Raw genomic sequence first — 22900 nt, 5'->3', positions numbered from 1 at the left:
ATAACGTTCTCCCAACTTATGAAGTCCCATTTGAAATTGTATTGTTTCGTTCTTTTGCTTTTTGTCGTAAATTTTGTGAGTTGTTTGAGTGAAGAAAAATCAGAGAAAGTATTTGGTACATCTGTCCTCACTTCCAACAAACCCCAAACGTTTAAAAAAATTGCTCCCTTAACCTCCAATTCCATCGGATCCAGAAAAAATCTGTATGAGCAAGGATGGGCTGTGATCCCTTCTGGGAAAAAGGCAATCGATCTTTCCAAAGAAAATCTTATGAGTGCAAACGTTGCTAAGGCGATGGTGCTTGTGAAATTAAAAAAACGAAGTGAAGATTTCCCGGGCAAACTTGGGAACACGATGAATGCCGTGAAAAATTGGACAAAAGACGGTTATTCGGAAGGAACAAGAAGGACAGAAGATATTTATGATGCTGGCGTCCAACTTTCGAAAGAAGAGTGGAAACTCTCCAAATCCAGTTTTAGTGAAGCAGGCAGTCGCTTTGTATTAGGTTATGTGTATTTAGTTCCAAGAGTCAAATCGGACATTGATCTTTTAGATAAAGAACTGAGTCGGTATGCGGATGCTCGCAATCAAAAATCAGGCCAACTCAATCAATTGTTTACATCCACTCTGAAAAACAATTCGAAGAATGTAATGAACTCATGGGGTGATTCCTTTAAAAAAGCTTCAGACGAATTCACTCGCAATTATGAAGAATCAGGTGAGAGAGACAATGCACTCCTTGCACTCATTGATATCTTCCAAGGTTATACCGTTGCCTTGAAGGAAGTAGTTGTATCACCGATCACCAAAACAACTGTGAATACAGGTGAACTTTTACTCGTCAATGGAGTCTATGTTCCCCTTTCACAAGGGATGAATTTTTCTTCGAATGCTCTCGTTTCGACTGGGCTTGTTTTTTATTATGGAACAAAAGCTGGTTACCGCGTTTTTTCTCCAACTCTCGAAGCAGGGATGTTTAGTTCGATCGGGATTCTTTCTGCTTCAGCAACTGTCCCCACTTACACTTCAGGAACATCGATTGCACTCTTTAACCAAGTGACTTCTGTTGCGGCAACTTCGGCTGGTGGTGCCATTGGTGCGACAGGTGGAGTGGGTTATGAATCAACAGCATATGCCACTGGGCTCACATACGATCTCACAACCGGTGTAGCAGAAGCAGGGATGTATACAATGAGTTCCGGCATCGTGTTAGGTTACACAGCACTCACCGTCTTACCTCCTCAAATTTTACTCACAGCAGTGGATGGACCAATTCTCATCATGTATGATGGGCCAAGGGTTGTGATTGCTGTTGTAAAAGGAAATTATTTGGACGAAGAGGATATCCCGACTGGTACTGTGATCAACTTAGAAGAAGCCAAAAAGAAAGGGAAAGTGAAAATCCTAACAGATGATCCTAAGCTCATCAAAAAAGTATTAGATGCTGAGATGTCAGAACAATTGAAACGTTCCAAAAAATTAGAGGCGCAAGCGAAATGAAATTCAATCAAATTAAGAAACCAATCCTTGGACTCATATTAGGTCTTTCCATTTCGTATTGTGCAAGCTCTGATAAGAAAGCAGAAGATCCATTAAAGAATACCAAAAAACTTGTGATCGAAGGCCATAGCTCTTTGTATTACCAAGGCGCATTGCCTGTGAAAGGTACAAGCATTAAGTTTATCCCTCCTATGGAAGAAGCATCGATTACGGTTCTTGGAAGACGTTATGATTTTGCTGCCGAACAATTTTCCAAATCCATGATTAAAGCATCCGAATCGGTTGTGGTTGTCAAAAACGGAACAAAGATGAGTTGGAAAACAGCAGGCAATATTAATGACAAGGGAGAACAAGTTCAGAAGTACTTAAGTGAAAACGCAACGAAACCTGGACTCTTTATCATGTATGCGTCTGTTGCAGAATCTTATGGCATCATTGGATCATCGTTTGATCGAGGGAAACAAAGCCACGAAGCAGTGATTGCAAAATCAGCGGAGATTCGCAAAGAGTGGGATGAATGGGCGGAGATGCAACTCAACCGAGAGATGCCAAAGGATACATCTCCATCTGCCAAAAAAAGATTCCAAAAGTACCAAGAGAATTTCCAAAAAGATTTTGAATCCACTGTGTATGGTTACATCGATTTAGATGAAGCATTAAAAAATTCTTGGAATGAATCCTATGAAGACTTTCGTAAAGGTGGATTCTTGAGTCGAACTTCTGAAATCAATGAGATTCGGTCTGCCGTTTCTGAAAGTATATTTGGAAGTTGGAAAGAAACCATTTTTCAATATGGAAAAGATACAAAAGAAGAGTTAGGGAAAGCCAAGGGAGAAATTGAAGCCATTGCAGACAAAGATGAAGGGATACCTACTGCTTTATTAAAATCTTTTTCCAGAGCGACAAAAGCAATTTTGTATGACAGTATCATTAAACCCATTAGTAAGTTTGCTTTATTATCAGTTGGGTATGTGACTTGGAATGGACTCATCTATCCTGTTGCCTTGGGTACGAATGCAGCTGGAACAACCATGTATGGGTTAGTAGAGACAATTACATTAACAGGGAAAGGTGTTGTGTATTTGACAGCACCTAGCATTGAACTCGTTCTTGGTTCCATCATCAATAGTACAGAAGTTGTGGTACATGAGTCTGTCCAGTCGTTAGATAAGGGCGCTAAAGTCACATCCGCTATGTCTAGAAAGTCATCTGCCTACTCCGTGAAGTCTGCTGCCTTTGTCACTGAGTCGTCTGGAAAGTACATCCTTGCTCCCATGAGTTATGTGGGTGTGACGGCAGGCCAAACTGTCTTAGGAGGAGGGCTTGCTGTGACGGGAACAGTCGCAGGAGGAGCTGTTGCCGGGGCTTCTGGCACCACTGAGGTCGTCACCTATGCTTCCACCAAAGCTACGTCCGCCACAGTGGGTGTAGTGGGCTCTGCTGCTTCATTTGGAGTGGGTACGTTTTATGGAGTCTACCAAGTAGGCAAAGCGATTGGTGTGCCTTCAGGTGTCGCTGTGGGAACAGGTATCGTACTCAGTTATGAGTTCATGGCACAAATCTCTGCGCATTCGATTTTAGCAGCAGCCGATTGTACGTATTTAGTGTTATCCCTTGAAGGTGGTAAATGGGTTGTGTATGGTGTTAAGGATAATTCTAAAAAAGCAGCAAGATTGTTATCAGGTGCAGTTGTTGATTTAGACCAAGTGAGAAAAGAAGGTGGGACGATTGTAAAAGTACCAATGGAACCTGGTGAAGTAGAAAAAATACTAGGTAAAAAAAAGAAAAAGTAAACGATAGGTGAATGCCGAAAGAACTCAGAAAAATTCTAATCATTGAAGATTCTGAACTGCAACGGAAGGTTATCAGTCGGTGGATTACCAAAAATGGTTACACCGCGATTGAAGCTGATTCCATTTCCGTTGCACGGGAAAAGATCCTCAATGAACCAATCGATGTAGTCTTACTCGATTGGGAACTACCAGATGGGAATGGCATTGAATTAATTTCGGATATCCTCTCGACATCTCCCGTCGGTTGGCTTCCTATCATTATGGTAACAGGCCATACAGAACCCGAATATTTTAAATTAGCGATAGAGGCAGGGGCAACTGATTACATCAGTAAACCTGCCAAAGAAATTGAACTACTAGCAAGAATTTTTAGTGCTTTGCGAATCAAGTCATTACATGACCAATTGCGTGAAACTGCGATTCGAGACGTCATGACCAATCTATATAATCGACGTTATATGGAAGAACGAATCGAACAAGAATTCCAACGATGTAAAAGGCATAATAGCTTATTATCTTTGGCAATGATTGATCTCGATAAATTTAAGTCGATCAATGACACGTATGGGCATGAGATTGGAGACCAAGTGATCAAACAATTAGCTCATGCATTAAAAACAAGTTTTAGAAAATCAGATATCATTTCTCGGTTTGGAGGGGAAGAGTTTGTCATCCTTTTCCCAGAGACAAGCATTGCCGATGCGGCAAGAATTTTAGACCGTGTGAGAGAGAATGTTTCCAAAATTGAGATGAAGTCTGATTCAGATCAAATTTTCCATTTTACGTTTAGTGGTGGTGTTGCTGGTGGAAACTTATCCGATTTTAATTCGAATCAGGAATTGCTTAAAATCGCTGATAAAAATTTATACGAAGCAAAGTCTTCTGGACGTAATCAAATCGTTAGCTAATACTATCAGATTATCCACTTGAACCTCCATCATTCTTTTTACCAATTAACTCCCGATACAATCTTAAACGCGATCGAATCCCTTGGTTATGAAACAACCGGAAGGTATTTTGTTTTAAACAGTGTTGAGAATCGTGTGTATGATATCGAAACTCTGAAAGCTGGAAGGATTGTTGTTAAATTCTATCGACCTGGGAAATGGAGCCAAAAACAAATCTTAGAAGAACATGCTTTTTTACAAGAGTTAGCGGGAGAAGAAATCCCAGTTCTTGCACCAATCGCTATCGAAGGAAAAACACTCTTTGAATGGGAAGGAATTTACTTTGCCATTTGGCCTTTACGCAATGGAAGGATCGTAGAAGAAATCCAATCGAATGATTTGGAACGAGTAGGGGCCTTACTTGGAAGGATCCATTCCGTTGGGAAACGAAGTCAGATCAAAAGTAGACCTTCTCTTGATATTCCAAGTTATGGTCTTACTGCTCTGCAATATATATTAGATAAAAAATTCATAACGAATTCTGCATTGGCCGAACGGTATGAAAAGAATGCACGCAGTGCCTTTGCCATCTTTGAATCGCTGACAAACGAATACCAAATCCCTTCCCAAAGGATCCATGGTGATTGTCACAAAGGAAATTTATTAATCTCTCCCGATGGATTTAGCATTTTAGATTTTGATGATTTTTTACATGGACCCATTGTTCAAGATTTTTGGATGTTACTTCCGTTTGGGGAAGCAGATCGTAAACATGAGTTCTTTGATTTTTTTGCAGGCTATTGTATGTTTGCAGACTATGATGAAAATTGGCTCAAATTAATTGAGCCATTACGAATCATTCGATTCATCCACTATGCAGCATGGATTGGAAAACGTTGGGAAGACCCATCGTTTCCATCTCTTTTCCCTCATTTCGGAACAGAAGAATATTGGTTAAAAGAAACATTAGATTTAGAAAATGCAAATCGTGATTTAGATGATGCCAATCCTTCTCCCACATCACCGAAAGAAAACACTGAACCAGAGATGACGAATAAAGATTTTTTTTGGGATTGGGATAACTAAGAATTAAAGAAGGTGTGAAAGAGCCACAGCCAAGGCATGGGATACGTTCAATGAATCGATTTTGTTTTTCATTGGGATGTAACCAATCACATCCGATGCATCTAGTACACTTTCTTCAATCCCGTTCGCTTCATTCCCAATGATGAGAACTAAGTTCTCTTGTTTTCCAATCTCTTGGATGGTTTTTGTTTTTAATAGATGATCAGAATTTTCTTTCGGAAGAGCGAGCGCGATTACATTTGCGGTTCTTTCCTTCAAACGCTGAATCGACTTGGGTAGGCTTGTCGATTTGGCTACATGCAATTGGAAGATCGCACCCATCGAGACTCTGACAGAACGCCTGAGATACGGTGAGGCTGACTTGGTATCGAATAGAACCGATTGGATGCCAAAGGCTGCTGCACTGCGTAGAATTGAGCCTATATTTTCACTATCAACGATTGCATTGAGGATGAGGATGGGAAACGTTAGGTCTTCTTCCTTTGCCCATCTTTGTTTTCCAACCGCCATAAACCCTTGGTGCACATGGAAACCAATGGTTTCTTCAAAGATGGATTTATCGGCAACAAAACACTTCTCATCATCTTGTAATTTGGATGTGATGAGGTCTTTGTGTTTCTGCCAATATTTCTCTGTACAAAAAACCGATTGGATTTCAAACTCTGATAAAAGTAATCTAACCGCCGTTTTTTCATGATCCGCAACGAATGTATCAGAAGGGGATTCCTTCGATTTCAGAAGCGAATAATCGCCAAGTCTTTCGTCAAGTGGGGTTAGGATTTTTTGCATGAGTAGAGTTTTGATCTTTTATGTACTTTCCGAAATACAGCTTCCACGCGATGTTATGCGACGTCTGGTCTTAATCCGAATTTTGCCGCTACTTCATTGACTCTAGTATCAAAACTATGAAATGCAAAGTTTGATGAATGCATAACATCTTTTAAAAAAATTGCAGTTGCAACATGGATACCATCTAAAGACCTACAATCTGCAATTTCCTTCTTTAATTCAATGATTGATTGAATACTCTCGTCAATTTTCATTAAGGAACATTCAGAAAGTAATTCTTTTAGTATTTTTTCATGCTTCGAAAGCCATTGCGCAGAAAGGTTCTTTTTGTTATTTTTAAAGAATCTTCTTAAAACAATAGTCGCTTCTATTAGGGTAAGGATAGAACTCACTTTTTCGCTAGGAGCATTCCAAATTTTTACTGCCTTATCGTTAAAATGATCCCCTAGAATGATAGAGAGTATAATGCTAGTTTCAATATAGTAGATCATCTAAATTAAAACTGATCTTCTTTTGAGTCTTGGTATAAGGCCCACCAATCTCCTTGTTTTTTATGAGTTAGGTTTTGTTTTTGAATTTTACTGATTTGTGTAGATTTTCGTTTAGCAGGAATTAATTTTCCTTCGCTTGCAAGTTGATTCAGAATTTTTTGTACATTATTGTCGGAGTTTTCTTTTTCGGGATATTTGAGTTCTGCAACCACTCTGTTGTGCTCTGTAATGAGCACATTTTCGCCATTTTTAACTAATTCGATATACTGGCTAAGGTGAGATTTTAATTCGCGAATTCCGACCGATATCATAATATAAAATTGTGACCAATGTGACCACTTTTGTCAATTGATTTTCCTGTAGAAATTGTCTTTCTTTGTCGTCTTAAATTAGGAATTTTAATATTTAACGTTCACTTGACCGTCCTTGCGCATAACATTCCTTATTTTACAATCTCAAATTCAGTTTGGACAAATCCATTGGGAAAGGTTTGTGTTTTTCTATGTTTAAGATCAATCTCTTTGTCAGTTCCACCAAAGAGCGGGATCCCACTTCCAAGTAGTATGGGAATTTGAGTGATTGTAATTTCATCTAATAGGGATTCTTTCAGAAACGACTGAATGAGTTTCCCACCGTCTACATAGACATTTTGGTACTGGTTCGATTCGAGGAATGGAATCAGTTCTCGTAACGGGCGTGTGAAGATCGTAATCTGATGTTTCGATTCGATTTGGTAGTTCGGATTGTTTGATACCACGATGACAGGTACGTTTTCGAATGGATAAGGTTCGAACTGTAAAACAGTTTCAAACGTAATTCGACCCATCACGATACAATCGATGGATTCCATAAACTTCTCATATCCGAAGTCTTCGTTTTCTAGTTGGTATTTTTCCGCGTGAAGCCAGTCGACAGAGCCATCTTTTTTTGCAATAAATCCGTCTAGGCTACTTGCAATATATGCTTTCAATGATATCATATTTCTACACTGTAGAAATTACGAGAAAATGAAAGAAAAAATCACAAATCAGGCCTTACGTTTGCTAAAAAAAGAAGGGTTAAAATCCTTCAGTATGCGAAAACTCGCAGAAAAATTATCAATCGATCCGATGACAATTTACTATTACTTCAAAAATAAAGACCAACTTCTGGCGGAACTTGTGGATGTGGTCTTTCGCAATTTTTATGAGGGATTACAATTGGAGGAAGGAAGAGCGAAAGAGAAGGAAAAACTGGAAACAGTTCTTATCGAATATAGATCGTTTTTTATCCAATACATAGATTTGTCTTTGTATCTGATCCAAAGTCCAAACGAGGAATATCCTGCAGTGAAATTGTTAAATGATTTGATATTGAATTTGATCCAAGCCTCAAGTCCATACGAGAATCCAGAACTCACTCGTGACATTTTAATTGATTTCATTCATGGGAACGCACTCTCCGTTTCCAACAAGCCGCGTAAAGGATCGAAGGTTAGAATGAAACCAAACCAAACAGATCCATTTAGAGAATCACTCACAATCCTCTTAAATCGTTTGTTTTATAACACTCGTTTGACCTAAACTGAATTTGTTCCAACCTTTTCTAGTGGAACTACTAGATTGGAATCATTCTCAATTGAATCACAATCTCTGATAGGGATTTAAAATGAGTTGCGTTTCGCATCTTGTCATTTTTCTATACAAATACTCGTTATCTTTCCAACCTCCATGAACTTAGATCCAAGAACAGTTGTATTCATCAATATTGTCGGATGTCTTATGATGTCTCTTGGACTCTGGTTTGCATCAGGTTATTATTTTAAAAAACTCAGGATGGTGAAGGCATGGTCCCTTGCGACTTTGTTGCAAGGTCTTGGATGGATTGTGATGGGGGCTCTTCGCGGTCAAATCCCTGATTGGATCTCCATTAGTTTTGGAAATACTTTCATCTTCTTATCAATTGTATCTTACCATGCGATCATTGTGAATTTATTTGGGAAAAAATCAAATTGGAAAGTAAGTGTTTTTTTTGCAGTGGTGTTCTTTGTCACGATAGCCCTCTACCAGTTTTCAACCTTCCCACAACAATACCGAATCTCGATTCTTTCCATATTTCCGAGTGTCTATTTCCTTCTCACAGCAAAAACGATCTTTGTAGAAAATAGAAAACAACAGCTAACAGGAAACTTTCTGTTTTATTTTTTTCTCTTCAGTGGTTTATTTCTGTTAGGTCGATCGCTCGTTTATGCATTTACAGAAGTCTCTGTCACTCAAATTGCTTTTGGGAAAGGTCCGATCCAAGACGTTACTTATTTATTTTTTTATATTATTTCTGTGCTAATGACATTCGGCTTTTTATTGTTATGCATTGATATTTTTATCAAAGGCCAAATCCAAGATGAAGAGAAATATAAATCACTCGCCGAAAACTCTACCGACATCATTTGGGTTTGGAATTTTGATTTAGAAAAGTTTACCTATGTGAGTCCTTCCATTACTCAAGTGACTGGGTATACCATTCAGGAAGCATCGGATCACCACTTATCGAATACATTCACACATGATTCTTATCTGCAATTGAAGGAACTGCTCCTCCCCCGTATGGAAGATTTTCGGTATTCCGGTATGAAAATCCCGTATGCATATGAATTGGAACAAGTGCGAAAAGATGGATCTACGATCTGGATTGAAGCCAATACTGTGTTTCAAAAGAACCAAAACTCGGAAATAGAATTACTCGGTGTCTCTCGTGATATTGATGGAAGGAAAAAATCACAAGCGGAGATGAATCGTTATTTTAAGGAACTCCAATTACTAAACCAAACAAAAGATAAATTTTTCTCCATCATATCTCATGACCTAAAGGGACCTATTGGTGGCATGAACACGTTTATTGGTATGTTAATGGAAGATATGGAGACTAGGTCTCCGAAACGGATGCGAAATGATCTGAATATTTTATACCAATCTTCGGGCGAAGTGTATGCGTTACTTGAAAATTTATTAACTTGGGCTAGGTCTCAAACCAATGAGATTTCATTTTTACCTGAGAATGTATCTGTGAAAACTTCAGTGGATACTGTTATCTCATACTTTACGTTTATGACAGAAAATAAAGGGATTCGCATTCAGAACTTAGTTGAGAATGACACTGTTGTTTTTGCAGATGAGAATATGTTGGAAACGATTTTAAGAAACTTAGTTTCCAATGCGATTAAGTATTCTCATGTCGGTGGACAGGTGATCGTTTCAGCGAAACCAATTGATGGCAATGTATCCATCCAAGTAGAAGATTTTGGAACAGGAATTTCAGATGAAATTCGAAGTACGTTCTTTCAAATCGATGCAAAACAAAAGAGTATGCCAGGAACCTTAGGGGAACGAGGCACAACTCTTGGTTTGATCTTATGTAAGGAATTTATCGAAAAAAATCACGGGAAAATCTTTGTGGAGAGTGAAGTGGGGAAGGGATCTAAATTTTACTTCACTCTGCCCAAAGGCAAATAAGCTTTATTCAGCGATCACTTTGGTTCCATTTGCGATCCCATCACCTGGATACAAAATAATAGATTCTCCTTCTTTCAATCCTTCCTTGATGAGACTAATCCCTTCACTTTGGTGTTCGACAGTCACAAAGCGTAATGTTGCTTTTTTCTTCTCAACCGTATACACTGCCCATTTGTCATCTTGGCGAAAGAGTGCAGAACTTGGTATGAGAATCGAGTTTGGTTTTTCAAAGAGAATGATCTTACATTCTAATTCATAACCATCTCCCATTCCATTTGGTGGATCAAAGGCGATCGAGATAGGAACTCTTTGTTCTTCCACTCCAAGCGAAGAGATCTTGGTAATGGCTGCGGGTTCTATGTTTGCGATTTTCCCTTTTAAGATTTGATCCCCAAATCCAGAAAGTTTCACAGGGTCACCAAGTGTCAGCTCTGGCATATCTTCGGTTAAAACATAGGCGATGATTTCCAGTTTGGAAAGATCACCATAGTCTAAGATTTTTTCTTCCATCGCAATGGGGCCTGCACTTTCTCGGTATACTTTAAGAATTTGGCCATTGGCACTTGCCTTCACTGTTTTGACAATGTCCCAATCAACAGTGAGTAAGGTCATACCTTTCTTCACTTGGTCACCCGCATGGAGTTCGACCCTTCGCATCACCCCATTGACTGGAGAATACACAGTGTACAATTCTTTGATCTTTGATTTCCCTTGGACGGAAAGGATTTGTTGGTAGGTTCCTTTGGTGACTTCGGATATTTCAACTGGTTTGGGATTTTTACGTAAGAGTAAAAAAGAGAAACCTAAGAATAATAAAACTCCAATTCCAATTTTTGCGTTCTTAGATTTTAAAATTTCTACGAAATCCATTTGCATCATTTTATTCCCTTACCTTTAAAACACTTAATAAATCCATGGTTTTTAATTTTCTAAATACAATCAAATAGCTAATGCCCGCTGTGAATACTGCAAGTAGGATTGAATAATAGTACGTAGAAGGGTATATCGTTGCAGGAATATGGAACCCTTCTGTTTCATTGCTATTTAAAATCACATTTGCCAATTGGTATCCAAAGATACATCCAATGGGAATGGCACATAGAATTTGCCATGATAATTCCCAAGCAATGATGGCAAATACCTCTTTTAAGGTGAATCCTAAAATCCGCAAACTCCCTAATTCATAGATCCTTTCGGAAAGAGTGATCATGGCTGTATTGTAGATCACTCCAATGGATATGATGACAGTAAAAATGAGGATGATGACGGAAGTAGATTGTAACGATCTCTGCATCACTTCCTGGAAACCTTTGAGGATGGCTGTTTTGGAAAATAGACCAATCACTAATGGATCGTCTTTAAATTCTTTGATTAACGCAATGTCTTTGTTTGGATCTGTTTTTAACAAAGCTGTGTTGATGAGATTCCCTTCCTCTAAGATTCGATTTAGATTCTCTTTGCTTATGAATACACCTTGTCCCAAAATTTCATTGGCAAAGGAAGTGACTTGGACAGCAAATTTCTTTTTTTCACCATCGAGAGTTTCGATTTGAATTGTTTCACCCATATGGATGTCCATACGTTTTGCTAAATCTTGGTTTACCATGATTCCAGAAATTGGAATTTGTAAGGGTTTTAAATCCTGTCCGAGGATTTTTCTTAATTCGGAATTGTCGGGTAGACCTGTGAGCACAATGTCTTTACTCTTCCTATCCTTTGTCATCTTGATTGGAATGGATCTTTGTCCTTCTGCGAGGAATACTCCATCCATCTCTTTGAGTTCGAATAAAACTGATTCTGAGATGGGATTCCGAAATGTTAAGGTCAATGTTTCCCGCTGGATGGTGTTAAATTGCAAATCCAAAAGAGAGCCAACTGTATCTTGGATGAAGTTTCCAATGATCATGATCATAATGGAGGTTGATAATCCAAGGATGGTTAAGAGTGTCCGCATAGGTCGTTTGAATAAGTTTCGGAGTACCATCCTTTGGATGGTTTGCATATTGGTGATCCATGATTCCCAAAATGCGATGGAATATTTCCCGGGTGCAGCAGGGCGCATGGCTTGTGCAGGGTCTAGTTTGATGATGCTATATAAGGAAAAAAGAGTACCGATCCCTCCAATCAAAATCCCAAAGAAAAAACTAAATAACATGAGAAGAGGAGGGAATACAGGAACGAGATGTGGGAATTTATAAAATTCTCCATATAGGTTTGTCATCGCAGTCCCAAGCAGATAGCCAATGAAAATTCCAAGTAAACTACTAATCGCTGTGATGAACGAAATGAGTTTTAAATAATGGAAAACAATTTGTAAGGCAGTGTATCCTAATGCGCGTAAGGTTGCGATTTGTTCTCTTTCTTTTGTGATGAGACGGTTCGAGATGATGTGTAATAAAAAGGCCGCGATTGCAAGGAAGATCCCAGGTAGGAATACTGCCGTTGTCCTCAGTTGTCTAAATTCATCGTTTAGAAAGGATTCCGAAGGGATAAACTTTCGTTCTTTGGCACCAAGGCCACCGTATTCCTCGAGGATTAAATCTAAGTCGTGTAATGTTTTTTTTCGATCCAAAGGATCTTTTGTGAGTTGGAATACCACCTGATTGAAGGAGGATTCAAAATTAAAATTGGCTTCAATTGCCTCGCGTTTCATCCAGAAGATTCCATAGTGTTTGTCATCGGGGAGAGGGTTCCCTGGTCGAAAGACATAGACAAATTCTGGAGAGAGTCCAATCCCTGTGACCGTAAGAAGTACACGTTTTCCTCCAATGATCGTAGATAATTCTGCTCCCGGTTCTAAATCATTTGCTTTGGCAAAACTTTCGCTGATCACCACTTCTTGGTTTTGTTTTGGTAATGATCCTTTGGTTAGATAGATAGTATTGATGTGGTCTGTGACTGACAAGAGTTGTGCGGCTGATGGATACACTTCAGTTGGGAAGTCTAAAACTATCTCTTTTGATATCCTTGTTTCGAAACTGGTAATCCCAGGAAGGTCTGCAATTTTCCGTTCCAAAAAATTAGGAGCTCGGTTCAAATACACAAACCCATCACATAAACTTTGTTTGCTGTAAAATTGTTCCTTTGCTTGTAATAATGAAAAGTAGGAGGACCAGGAAGCGGAGAAATAACTGAGACCTGCAGCGATGACGAGTCCAACGGTTAAACCTTGTAAGGAGATCGTTTTGAGATCTCGTAACAGTTTTAAATTGAGAGTGGAGCCGATCACCAACTCACCTCTGACACTGATTTTTTGTGATGATTCTTTGCATCAGAGACGATTGTTCCGTCTTTCACAAGAATGATGCGGTCTGCAATTTGAGCGATTGATTCATTATGGGTGATCACAACCGTTGTGGTACCTAGGTCTTTGTTGATCCCAGTGATTGCTTCTAGTACAATTCTACCTGTTTTAAAATCCAATGCTCCTGTTGGTTCATCACATAACAAAAGTTCAGGTCTTTTGGCAATGGCTCGTGCGATGGCCACACGTTGTTGTTCGCCACCTGAAAGTTGGGCCGGGAAGTGGTCTTTTCTCTCTGCTAATTTTACGAGAGTCAGAGCTTCGAGTGGTGTCATGGAATTCTCTGAAAGGTCCGTAACGAGTCTTACGTTTTCTTCTGCTGTCAAACTTGGGATTAAATTATAGAACTGAAACACAAACCCAACATGGTTCCTTCTGTAGAGAGTGAGTCCTTCATCTGACTCGAGTGCTAATGTGTTTCCATGGAATAAAACTTCGCCTGTAGTGGCTGTATCCAAACCACCTAAAATATTGAGAAGGGTAGATTTGCCAGACCCCGATGCCCCTAACATGACAACAAGTTCCCCTTCAAAAAAATCAACATTGACGGAATGAAGGGCAACGAGAGGGACTTCACCAACTTGGTATGTTTTTCCGAGGTTCTTGGTTTGGAGAAGTGCTGAAGGGTGTTTCATCTTATATTTCCAGAAATCGAGTGGATTGTCAATTTGTACAGATTACACCTTTATCACAATCCTGTGAACAGAAAAAACGAAACGTGATAGGAGTAGGTGATTGATACTTATCAATCCAAATTAGAGATTTCCACGATTTTTATGTTGGAAACATGGCCGGAAATGATTTCGATATTCTTTTTTGTGACTCCAAAATGTTTCGCTAGAAGACCAACTAATTCCTGATTGGCTTTGCCTTTGATCGGCAAGGATTTTAATTTTGCAATGCATTCCTTCTCGGATTGAAATTCCAGGCTTTGAGTCTTTTGGTTTGCTTTCACTTTCACTGAAATTTTCATATTGAATCTAATGCGTGGAACAGCCGATATATGGCAAAAAATTCTTTTCAGATTAAAAGAATTGAATATTTAAGAAAAATCCAACGATTTGAATTGTTGAATGATAAATGCGAAAGTACAAAATCTTAATTCTTTTACCTATCCTTCTTTTTCTCTCTGATTGTGTCAAAAAGAAAGCCGACTCAGGCATCCCAGATAGTGTATTGTCGGTCCTTCTCATAAACTCCTTACTCAATTCCAGTAATGGCCCGTGTACGACTACAGACTCGATACAACCCATTCCCATTGGTGCTTGGTCTCCCAATGGAGATCTATTCCAATATACCTCAATTTATCCAGTTACTTTGAACAAAGTACGTCCCATGGTCCAAGTCATATTAGAGAATGCTGATTCAATTCCAGGGGGAGTATTCCCTTTATGGTATTTGGATCGAAATAATCCTAGTAATGGCTTTCTCAATAAAGACGTAGCAACTTATATCGGTTATAATACCCATACTTCGATGTTACCTTATGCAAAGGATACTTCGTATGCGACAAGTCCTGCCGTTTCCATTTCCAATACAGTAGACATTTCTCAACCATTGGGAGTTGATTTTAATTTCGAAAATCCTGCAGATGCGAAGGTCACCTTCGTGAATTCCTGTCGTAAATTGGAAAGTGATGAATCCAATTTTCAAACTTCAACCGCTCTCAGTTCTATGAGTGGTTTAAATCAATTCTGGAACTCAGAAAAAAAATTGAATGTAAATCTAATCTTTGTGAATGGAGCAGCATACCCAATCCAAACAGAACAAGCTATTGAAGTTGCCTTGAATCGATGGAAAGAAAATTATGCAAAGTCTTCCGTCAGAATCAAACTCAATGTGTCCGTGATGTCAGCACAGTTACCTGGTTATGATTTGATTGTTGATCTTGGAACCGAGACTGGATTTCCAGGGAGTCTAGGTGGATTGTTTCAAACAACAAGTTATGTGGGCAAACAGAATGCTCTCAATGTTTTTATCGTCAGAGAGGAAATCCAGTATGGTGGCGTACTTGGTGTGTCAGGTGGAATTCCTGGGCCTGCGACACTTCTAGGAACCAAACAATCAGGGATTGTTGTTTTTGTCGATGCACATCGATTGTATTCCAATCCTGGAGAACTCTTGACTTACGATGAACAAGTATTGCTAGGTGAAACCTTATCTCATGAAGCAGGACACTTCTTAGGGCTTTGGCATGTAACAGAAGCCTATGGAGATAGTGGCTCCATCGCTGATAGAGATCCACTCCGAGACACACCTACATGCAGTATTTCAAACGATATCAATTTCAATGGTATTATCGATTTAAATGAATGTTTGGGGGGAAGTGGAACTAATTCAGGCGGGCGAAATATGATGTTTTGGTCTGGAGCAGTTGGTTTCACGCAAGGAGAGATTACAGCGGAACAAGGATGGATTCTTAGATTGAATCCTTTGGTATATTAAATGAAACAAGTTCGATTCCCTTTCATCATTTTAAGTCTCTGCATCTTTGTTATGTTTCCAATCAGTGCTGAGGATTTAGATCTCCAAACATACCAAAAGATCAAAGAGATTCTTTCGAACTCCCACCACCAAGAAGAAGGTGAGGTTTACAAAGAAAGAATCAGAAAAGTAACAGACCTTCCTTTGCCATATTTGATTCAAATTGCCCAATCCAAAGATAACTATGTTTTCATCCGTGCAAGAGCGATTCGTTTAATGGAATTGTACCAAAACCCTACAAGCCAAGGTGCTCTTGAAAAAACAATTGAAGACAGTCGCGAAAACTCACATCTTCGAAAACTTGCCATCCACACCTATTCAAGGTTTTCAAAAATTGATCCAAACAGACAAACTCAATTCATCAAGAAGTTTGAATCCGACAAAGAGTTAGGAACAATTGTAAAGAATACGAAGAAGACAAATCTGAATTCGAAACCGAATCAAATTGATCTAAACAAGTTAAAACAAATGAATCGAAACTGATACTGTTTTGCGTACAGCATTTCCAGCACCTAATATCAATTAGGGAGGAAAATCTATCTCTAAAATTCGACAATACACCCTCGTTTCCTGTCGAATTTGTCGAAATTGTCGAATTTTGATTCCAAATACAGCATAGAGGATCACTTCAGAGAGATTGAATTTCTTTGGGTGCTGCATTGGTTTTAAGCGACTTTATCATGAGAATTCTTGATTTATCGACTAACAAAAGAATTGACGAAAATGAGCTAACGGAAAGTATGTGGTGAAAAATGGGAAGCTTTGAATGAATAAAATTTCAAATATTTTAGTTGTTAGTTGTTTAATCCTCTTTTTGGGTTGTTCCGAAAAGAAAAGTGATGATTCGTCATCTGTAGCTGTGTTAGCTTTACTTGCAAATGCAAATTCTACTCCAAAATGTCCCTATACTGTAAGCGGAGCAACAGTCCAATATAATCTATATACAGCCTCCACTTCCGCAACTTCGATAGGAAGCCTAGTTACTACCACTACAGTTGCAGTAAAAGCTACAGTAAGTGCTGGTCAAAAGGTAGTCTTTTCTGGTATAAATTACTCAGGTTCAGCACAGAGCAGTGTATTTTTGAAAAGTGATTGTCCTGTTAGTACTTCAGATAATGCCCCAAGTGGAAACTATACTAAGACAAACAATTCATCTGGAGGCTCTTTAAGTTATGAAATTTCTTTCAGCACTGGTGGATCCTACGTTCTATTTCTGCTTGGTGTGAATGCACAAGGTGTGAATGTCGTAATTCAATAAATTGAGATTGAGGAATCTAAATATTGAGTAAGATTCCTTTTCCTATACATGTTGCACTTTTAGTGTCTTAAGTGAAAATCCAAATAGACGGGATTCCCCCTCGAGTTTGCTCTCCTGGGGGAACTTTCCATATATGAGAAGTAATCCTTTCTGAGATTGAAAGTTTTTCATCAAATGGGAAGTGATTTGCATCAGACGAACCTTACGGTGTTGCCCTATAAGGAACTACATCGCCAAGTTAAGTCAGGTGGACAGGAATCTACTTTGGAAACGACAGTTTTTGAATCCCTATTCGATGGAAGGTGTAAAGGGGTAGGAAACAGTAAAAATGAGTAGTTTAATATTGACTTTAAAACACTCATGAGTAGTTTAAAGTCAGGATGAAAAAACTCAGGTATCTGCACCCGTATTTAGAAGACGTTTTAAACCGAAAAATGTTGTTTATTGGCGGTCCCAGGCAAGTTGGTAAAACAACTCTTGCCTTGCAATACCTGAAACCACCATCCGTTAAAAATCCAGGTTATTTGAATTGGGACAGAAACAGTGACAAAGCTCTGATTTTAAAAGATCAACTTCCGCTAAGTCAAAGCAAAACGATCGTTTTGGATGAGATCCACAAATATAGTAAATGGCGAAATCTCATCAAAGGTTTATATGATAAACACTTTGAGGACAATCGGTTTATTGTTACAGGTTCGGCACGACTGGATACATTTCGAAAAGGTGGAGATTCTCTTCTTGGAAGGTATCGCTATTTTCGATTGCATCCTTTTTCCGTTTCGGAGATGAGTAAAAATCCAAATCAATCTGACTTGGAGCTTCTTTTAAAGTTTGGCGGATTTCCTGAGCCATTATTTGCGCAGAATGAAAACGAACATCGGATCTGGCAGAATGACCGGATGGTGAAAGTTGCCTCTGAGGACATTCGCGATTTAGAAACTATAAAGGATATCTCTTCCCTTTTGTTACTTGCGGAAATTTTGCCAGCGAGAGTTGGATCGCCACTTTCCTTGAAAAGTGTGGGAGAAGATTTGTCTGTTTCTCAACCTACAGTAGAAAGATGGGTGGAAGCTCTCAATTCATTATACTATTGTTTCACGATCCTTCCCTATGGAACTCCTAAGATCAGGGCCGTCAAAAAACTAAAAAAATTATATATGTGGGATTGGTCGCAAGTAGAAGAAAGAGGATTTCGATTTGAGAATCTTGTCGCAAGTCATTTGCTAAAGTATTGTCATTTCATTACAGACACGCAAGGCTATCCAATGGAAGTGAGATACCTACGTGATACTGATGGAAGAGAAATTGATTTTGTCGTTCTTAAAAATAAAGCTCCCATCTTGGCAGTTGAATGCAAAACAGGTGACAAGGCTTTGAGTCGCCACATTGAGTATTTTAAAGCTAGAACAAAGATTCCTGAGTTTTACCAAGTCCACTTAGGAAAGAACGATTTTGGTTCTAATGCAAACGGAAGAGTTATCCCTTTTACAAAATTCTGTAAAGAACTGGGTTTGGTATGAAGTAGTAGGGTCAGGGATTTATTTATATTACCAACTATTAAGGATGAGGATAGAAAACCGTATTTATCCCAAAATAGCCTTCCATTAATTCTTTTCTAAAGTCATTTCATTAAGTGGGACAGCTTTTTTATCAGGATATTTAAATTCAACGTTGAATTGCATATTGCCATACTTTCTTCTTCATATAAGGTATAAAATAGAATTTATCCATTTTGATTTCTACCATACATATTAAAAGCTAGATTGCTTATCATATTTGCTTTGATTCGTCTTAAATGATTCGTACAGCGTTTACACCATCTAGCTATAAAAAACGATACATTTATAATTACAAATTTCGACAATACACCCTCGTTTCCTGTCGAATTTTTATTCCAAATACATCGCAGAGGATCACTTCATTGGGATTGAATTTCTTTGGGTGCTGCATTGGTTTTAAGCGACTTTATCATGAGAATTTTTTTTTGCAATTGGAATCTCATTTAGGTTGGGTCCTTTTGTTTGGTAATGATGGGATCTTTTCTTCTTTGAGTTGAGATTCCTTGGATAAGAATTTGTTTCCAAGGGTGGAATGAATAATCTTAAGTATTCTTGCAAATACCCTCGTTTGTGGATCCAGTGCAACATACAAATGACTCGGTGGAATAACTCAGAATTGGTCTCTGTTTCTGGGAATCTTCGATAAATCCTTTTGATGATGCGTTTACTCAAATCGTGATTTGGTTCTGATACAAATCCAAAGGAGGATAAATCCCAATCCAGTTTATCTAGTTCTTTACCATGCTCTGGTGATTCTTCTCTTCCGCAATATTCAAAGTATTTTACTCCATCCTCTTTTAACTTATCGAACCATAGTTTATTTGCCTTTCTTTTATGACCGTTTAGCTTTGGCAGATTGAACAATGTATTTGCTAGATTTTCCTTTAATTTCCGTTTAAAGTTTCTGATATGTCCTTTCGGAATGAATAAATAACCAGTGTATCCACGTTTACTATAAACCTCTTGGTTCTTCTTATTGTATTCTCTTAGGCAATTCCAGATTGTTCTATTCGTGACTCTTTTCACATCTTTAATGTTCATCGATACTTTGCTGTATTCTAGTTGAAGCTTTTTCCCTATCGCTTCACAGATTCTATTCAGGTTATTATTCTTTAACCTTTGTTTAGTTGTATCGTCTGAGCATGGCTTGGCCATATACTTTTTTCTCCTTCTTCAAAACTTCGAAAGCCCGACAACAGATCACAAGGACTTTGTGTCATCGCACTTTCTGGGGTTTTCAAAAGGAGGTCGTTTGGACGCCAAGTGATAACCTTGACTTTATCCTAGCGAATAATCGGATATCGGAGAACCGATATCGCAGATTTTTGTAAATTTTTTCATTTTCGCTGTACGAAAAAAAATTCATGAAATTCAAATTGTGAAGTTCAAAAAACGAGGTCTTAAAATTTTGATAAACGTAATTATTATAATATACTTATGTGATTTAGCCACACTCTGCTGCATTTGATGCATTAAGTGATGGAATTGTATGGTTGGATTTTTTTATTTCCTGGGTTCTTCCGACTATATACTCGGAGAAACCCCCACTTACACAAACGCGAATTATGTGCTGCAATTGCTGCAACCATATACGATTACCTGAAAGAGTATCAGGAAATCTAAAAAGAGAGAGTCAATCTAAAGACTTGGGTCCTCTAATTCCTCATTCATTTGGGAAGTGGAGGTATTCTCTTCATAACTTAACTGAGGTAGAATCGTTTTCATTCGAATGGATTCTTGAATATCCGTTTTAACTTTTTCAAGAGCCTGTTTGAATTTTGGATCATTCTTTGACCATTGCGTTATGATCGTATGATTCATTCTAATTCTTAGAGCTGTCTCACGGTAACTGTATCCTTTTTTGATGAATTCCAAGGCAGTCTGTTTTTCGGATGATAGTTCGGGGTATTTCTTCCGGACATTATTTACGCTACTATGTATTGCTTTTACGATATACAGCATAGTTCTTTGAATTTGATCCGTGGCCAGGTAACTTTCTTGTTTGGTAGCTAATTGATTTTGCAATTCGATTCTCCTTAATTGATTTACCCTGATTTTACAAAGTTTTCGGATATCGGAGAACCCCATTTTGCGATTTATCGATATTTCATAAAAAAAATTTCAAAAAAGGGAAAAAATTTCAGATTTTTCATTTCTACGCTTTCAAGTGAAAATATCGTAATTTTTACCAAAATCGGAATCGATTGGGTATTGTTTTCAAAAATTTTAAGATTTTTAACGTTAAGGTGCTGATGGAACCTATAGAAAATTCTTTAAAAAATTTTTCTAAACGAAATTCACTTTTTACAGAAATAATCAGTAGGTTAAAAAACTTTTCTTACGAATCATGATTCTAAAGTAAGCTCGAGCACATGGACAAACAAACGATAGATGCATATGATCGTCTGACCGATACTTATTTCGAGAGACAAGAACGGTTCCATCATAGTTATATTTCGGAAATTGAATATTACGTAAAAGAGAGTGGTATCACTCAAGCAAGTGTTCTGGATATTGGAACTGGTTCTGGCAAATTTGTAGACCAGTTAAACTCAAAAGGGTGGAATGCAATTGGAATCGAACCCAGTAGTCAGATTTTAGATCGCATCAGCGCAAGCCATCCGCATCGCTCGCCAAAAATTCAAAAAGGTAGCTTACCTCATTTACCCAATTTTTCTGAATCATTTCATTTGATATCAGCCTTCGCAGTTCTACAACACATTCCAAAGTCGGAATTATTTTTATCCTTACTCAACATCAAACAAAACTTAAAACTAGGTGGGTATTTTGTATTTAGTTTACCTGAAAATCGAACGGATCTAGATAATGATTCACGAGATAAAGAGGGAAGACTCCATTGTCTTTATCACTTAAAAGAGATCACTCTGATTTTAGAACAACTTGGTTTCCAAGTCATTAAGGAATCACACTTCCCAGACAGTGAAGGTCGTGGTTGGTCATGGTCTTTCTGTATTGTCAAGTTAGAACACAAACAATCACTTCCTTTGGATACCATTGACTCGATTCTCAATCGGGAAAGAAAAACTGCTACTTACAAACCTGCTTTACTCAGAGCACTCTGCGATATTGCTTTGGAAAATCATAATGTAGTCGAATATGAATCAGATCATGTATTCATTCCCATCCGATTGGTTGCAGAAAAGTGGGTAGTATACTTTTGGAATCTATTCTCTGCACCTATCTATTTACCACAGGTATCGTCTGACAAACTGGAGAAACCATCCAGTTTACGAAAAACGTTTGCTTCCTTACAAACAAAGCTCAATACCTTAGATGATTTTTTAGAGAAACAAGCTTTATTCCATTCAGGCAAACTCATCGATTTGGATTTGCAAAAAGATTTGAATTTGTTTCTAGGACAGTGGGAACAAACGATCATTAAAGGGCCAATCCAATACTCATCCAATGGTGATATCTTTCGATATGATCCGAAACGACAAATGATATCGATGCCGATTGCAATATGGCGAGAGTTTGTTCTACTTGAGTCTTGGATCCGTGATGCGGTGATCTTACGATGGGCCGAAGAAATCGAAAGGCTTTCTCGCAAGTCCGTTCGAACAGGACAAGCTATTGATTATTTATTGATGGGTCAAAATTGGGAACGGAAACAAAACCAAGTCCGCAGTTTGTTCTTAGAAAAAACTGACTTAGCCTGTATATGGACAGGTAAACCATTAAACACATCGAACCTAGACATTGATCATGGCATCCCGTATGCGTATTGGAAAAATAACTTTCTATGGAACTTATTCCCTGCTGATGCTAAATCCAATCGAAGGAAAATTGATAAGATACCAAGTGCTGAATTGATTCTGAAACGAGAACTTTCCATTCGGGATCATTGGAAATATGTTTTCCAATTACGACCAAATCAATTCACCTTTGAGCTCAAAAACTTTTTAGGGAAGTATTATGAAGTAAACAACTGGGATAAAACTTTGTTTGCTATGTTTCGAGAATCAGCGGAGACAATCGCGAGTCGTAGAGGGGCTTTAAGGTGGGAAGGGGAGTGAAGGGGTGAAGTGTAAACTCTTTAGGGTATAGCTTCGCCCGATGAGTTACAGGTGGGGGGTTGGGATGTTGGCCAGAGAGAGGTAGAAGAGAAAGATAAGAACGGAAGAGATTAGTTTAGAGAATATATTATGGAAATAATCTATTTAGTTTCATAATCGTAAAGTAAATAGTATTTGGTATACCGATAACAAAAAATAGTAATCTTTAAAAATTGAAATCAATT

21 protein-coding genes are annotated in these 22900 nt (G+C 38.3%); 11 read left to right on the top strand and 10 right to left on the bottom strand.

Going from position 1 to position 22900, the window contains the following annotated elements:
- Positions 1 to 18: 18 nt before the first annotated feature.
- Genes ND812_RS13785 through ND812_RS13770 form a run of 4 tightly spaced genes read left to right on the top strand, consistent with a single transcriptional unit; the run spans position 19 to position 5266 of the window.
- Positions 19 to 1500 carry a hypothetical protein gene (locus ND812_RS13785; RefSeq protein ID WP_407658556.1) on the top strand — a complete coding sequence of 494 codons (1482 nt, stop codon included), beginning with the start codon at positions 19 to 21 and terminating at the stop codon, positions 1498 to 1500.
- On the top strand, positions 1497 to 3293 hold the full coding sequence (locus ND812_RS13780; protein ID WP_265376000.1) for a hypothetical protein: 1797 nt from the start codon (positions 1497 to 1499) through the stop codon (positions 3291 to 3293). Before ND812_RS13785 ends, ND812_RS13780 begins: the two co-directional genes overlap by 4 nt.
- 11 nt (positions 3294 to 3304) lie before the next feature.
- Positions 3305 to 4201, top strand: coding sequence for a diguanylate cyclase DgcR (dgcR, locus tag ND812_RS13775; RefSeq protein WP_265375999.1), 897 nt, complete (start codon positions 3305 to 3307; stop codon positions 4199 to 4201).
- An 18-nt stretch (positions 4202 to 4219) separates the two neighbouring features.
- Entirely contained in the window at positions 4220 to 5266 is a 1047-nt protein-coding gene (locus ND812_RS13770) for a serine/threonine protein kinase (protein ID WP_265375998.1), read from the top strand.
- Positions 5267 to 5269: 3 nt separating this feature from the next.
- Here ND812_RS13770 and ND812_RS13765 read toward each other — a convergent pair whose 3' ends face one another.
- The 4 genes from ND812_RS13765 to ND812_RS13750 all read right to left on the bottom strand — a co-directional run bounded on the left by ND812_RS13765 (position 5270) and on the right by ND812_RS13750 (position 7525).
- Positions 5270 to 6055, bottom strand: coding sequence for a TrmH family RNA methyltransferase (locus ND812_RS13765; protein WP_265375997.1), 786 nt, complete (start codon positions 6053 to 6055; stop codon positions 5270 to 5272).
- 53 nt (positions 6056 to 6108) lie between these two features.
- Positions 6109 to 6546 carry a PIN domain-containing protein gene (locus tag ND812_RS13760; RefSeq protein WP_265375996.1) on the bottom strand — a complete coding sequence of 146 codons (438 nt, stop codon included), beginning with the start codon at positions 6544 to 6546 and terminating at the stop codon, positions 6109 to 6111.
- 5 nt (positions 6547 to 6551) lie between these two features.
- Positions 6552 to 6857 (bottom strand): type II toxin-antitoxin system Phd/YefM family antitoxin, encoded by a 306-nt coding sequence (locus ND812_RS13755; protein ID WP_265375995.1) that lies wholly within the window; start codon positions 6855 to 6857, stop codon positions 6552 to 6554.
- Between the two features lie 131 nt (positions 6858 to 6988).
- A complete protein-coding gene (locus ND812_RS13750; RefSeq protein WP_265375994.1) occupies positions 6989 to 7525 on the bottom strand; it encodes a dihydrofolate reductase family protein in 537 nt (178 codons plus the stop codon).
- A 28-nt stretch (positions 7526 to 7553) separates the two neighbouring features.
- Here ND812_RS13750 and ND812_RS13745 point away from each other — a divergent pair, with 28 nt between their 5' ends.
- The gene (locus tag ND812_RS13745) at positions 7554 to 8108 is read left to right on the top strand and encodes a TetR/AcrR family transcriptional regulator (protein WP_265375993.1); all 555 of its coding nucleotides are present in this window, start codon (positions 7554 to 7556) and stop codon (positions 8106 to 8108) included.
- Positions 8109 to 8255: 147 nt separating this feature from the next.
- Positions 8256 to 10034 carry a PAS domain-containing sensor histidine kinase gene (locus ND812_RS13740; RefSeq protein WP_265375992.1) on the top strand — a complete coding sequence of 593 codons (1779 nt, stop codon included), beginning with the start codon at positions 8256 to 8258 and terminating at the stop codon, positions 10032 to 10034.
- 3 nt (positions 10035 to 10037) lie between these two features.
- On the opposite strand, the gene ND812_RS13735 is transcribed toward ND812_RS13740, so the two are convergent.
- The 4 genes from ND812_RS13735 to ND812_RS13720 all read right to left on the bottom strand — a co-directional run bounded on the left by ND812_RS13735 (position 10038) and on the right by ND812_RS13720 (position 14311).
- Positions 10038 to 10904 (bottom strand): efflux RND transporter periplasmic adaptor subunit, encoded by an 867-nt coding sequence (locus tag ND812_RS13735; protein WP_265375991.1) that lies wholly within the window; start codon positions 10902 to 10904, stop codon positions 10038 to 10040.
- Positions 10905 to 10914: 10 nt separating this feature from the next.
- Complete coding sequence (locus ND812_RS13730; protein WP_265375990.1) at positions 10915 to 13263, bottom strand: ABC transporter permease; 2349 nt, start codon at positions 13261 to 13263, stop codon at positions 10915 to 10917.
- Positions 13260 to 13973, bottom strand: coding sequence for an ABC transporter ATP-binding protein (locus ND812_RS13725; protein WP_265359724.1), 714 nt, complete (start codon positions 13971 to 13973; stop codon positions 13260 to 13262). The genes ND812_RS13730 and ND812_RS13725 overlap by 4 nt, the downstream gene beginning before the upstream one ends.
- A gap of 110 nt (positions 13974 to 14083) precedes the next feature.
- Entirely contained in the window at positions 14084 to 14311 is a 228-nt protein-coding gene (locus tag ND812_RS13720; protein ID WP_265375989.1) for a DUF167 domain-containing protein, read from the bottom strand.
- 107 nt (positions 14312 to 14418) lie between these two features.
- Between ND812_RS13720 and ND812_RS13715 the strand changes: the two genes are divergently transcribed.
- The 4 genes from ND812_RS13715 (at position 14419) to ND812_RS13700 (ending at position 18600) form a co-directional block, all read left to right on the top strand.
- Complete coding sequence (locus tag ND812_RS13715; protein ID WP_265375988.1) at positions 14419 to 15783, top strand: M43 family zinc metalloprotease; 1365 nt, start codon at positions 14419 to 14421, stop codon at positions 15781 to 15783.
- Positions 15784 to 16305 (top strand): HEAT repeat domain-containing protein, encoded by a 522-nt coding sequence (locus ND812_RS13710; RefSeq protein WP_265375987.1) that lies wholly within the window; start codon positions 15784 to 15786, stop codon positions 16303 to 16305.
- Between the two features lie 283 nt (positions 16306 to 16588).
- The gene (locus ND812_RS13705; RefSeq protein ID WP_265375986.1) at positions 16589 to 17080 is read left to right on the top strand and encodes a hypothetical protein; all 492 of its coding nucleotides are present in this window, start codon (positions 16589 to 16591) and stop codon (positions 17078 to 17080) included.
- A gap of 380 nt (positions 17081 to 17460) precedes the next feature.
- Positions 17461 to 18600: an ATP-binding protein gene (locus tag ND812_RS13700; RefSeq protein ID WP_265375985.1), complete on the top strand. Its 1140-nt coding sequence runs from the start codon at positions 17461 to 17463 to the stop codon at positions 18598 to 18600.
- A gap of 435 nt (positions 18601 to 19035) precedes the next feature.
- On the opposite strand, the gene ND812_RS13695 is transcribed toward ND812_RS13700, so the two are convergent.
- Together ND812_RS13695 and ND812_RS13690 are read right to left on the bottom strand one after the other, a co-directional pair.
- The gene (locus ND812_RS13695; RefSeq protein ID WP_265375984.1) at positions 19036 to 19680 is read right to left on the bottom strand and encodes a hypothetical protein; all 645 of its coding nucleotides are present in this window, start codon (positions 19678 to 19680) and stop codon (positions 19036 to 19038) included.
- Between the two features lie 597 nt (positions 19681 to 20277).
- Positions 20278 to 20460 carry a hypothetical protein gene (locus ND812_RS13690; RefSeq protein ID WP_265375983.1) on the bottom strand — a complete coding sequence of 61 codons (183 nt, stop codon included), beginning with the start codon at positions 20458 to 20460 and terminating at the stop codon, positions 20278 to 20280.
- Positions 20461 to 21011: 551 nt separating this feature from the next.
- Here ND812_RS13690 and ND812_RS13685 point away from each other — a divergent pair.
- Positions 21012 to 22676: a class I SAM-dependent methyltransferase gene (locus ND812_RS13685; RefSeq protein WP_265375982.1), complete on the top strand. Its 1665-nt coding sequence runs from the start codon at positions 21012 to 21014 to the stop codon at positions 22674 to 22676.
- Positions 22677 to 22900: the final 224 nt, after the last annotated feature.

The organism is Leptospira limi (assembly GCF_026151395.1).
Taxonomy (GTDB): Bacteria; Spirochaetota; Leptospiria; order Leptospirales; family Leptospiraceae; genus Leptospira_A; species Leptospira_A limi.
Note: the sequence above shows the minus strand (reverse complement) of the source record. Positions and strands in the feature narration are given on the sequence as shown.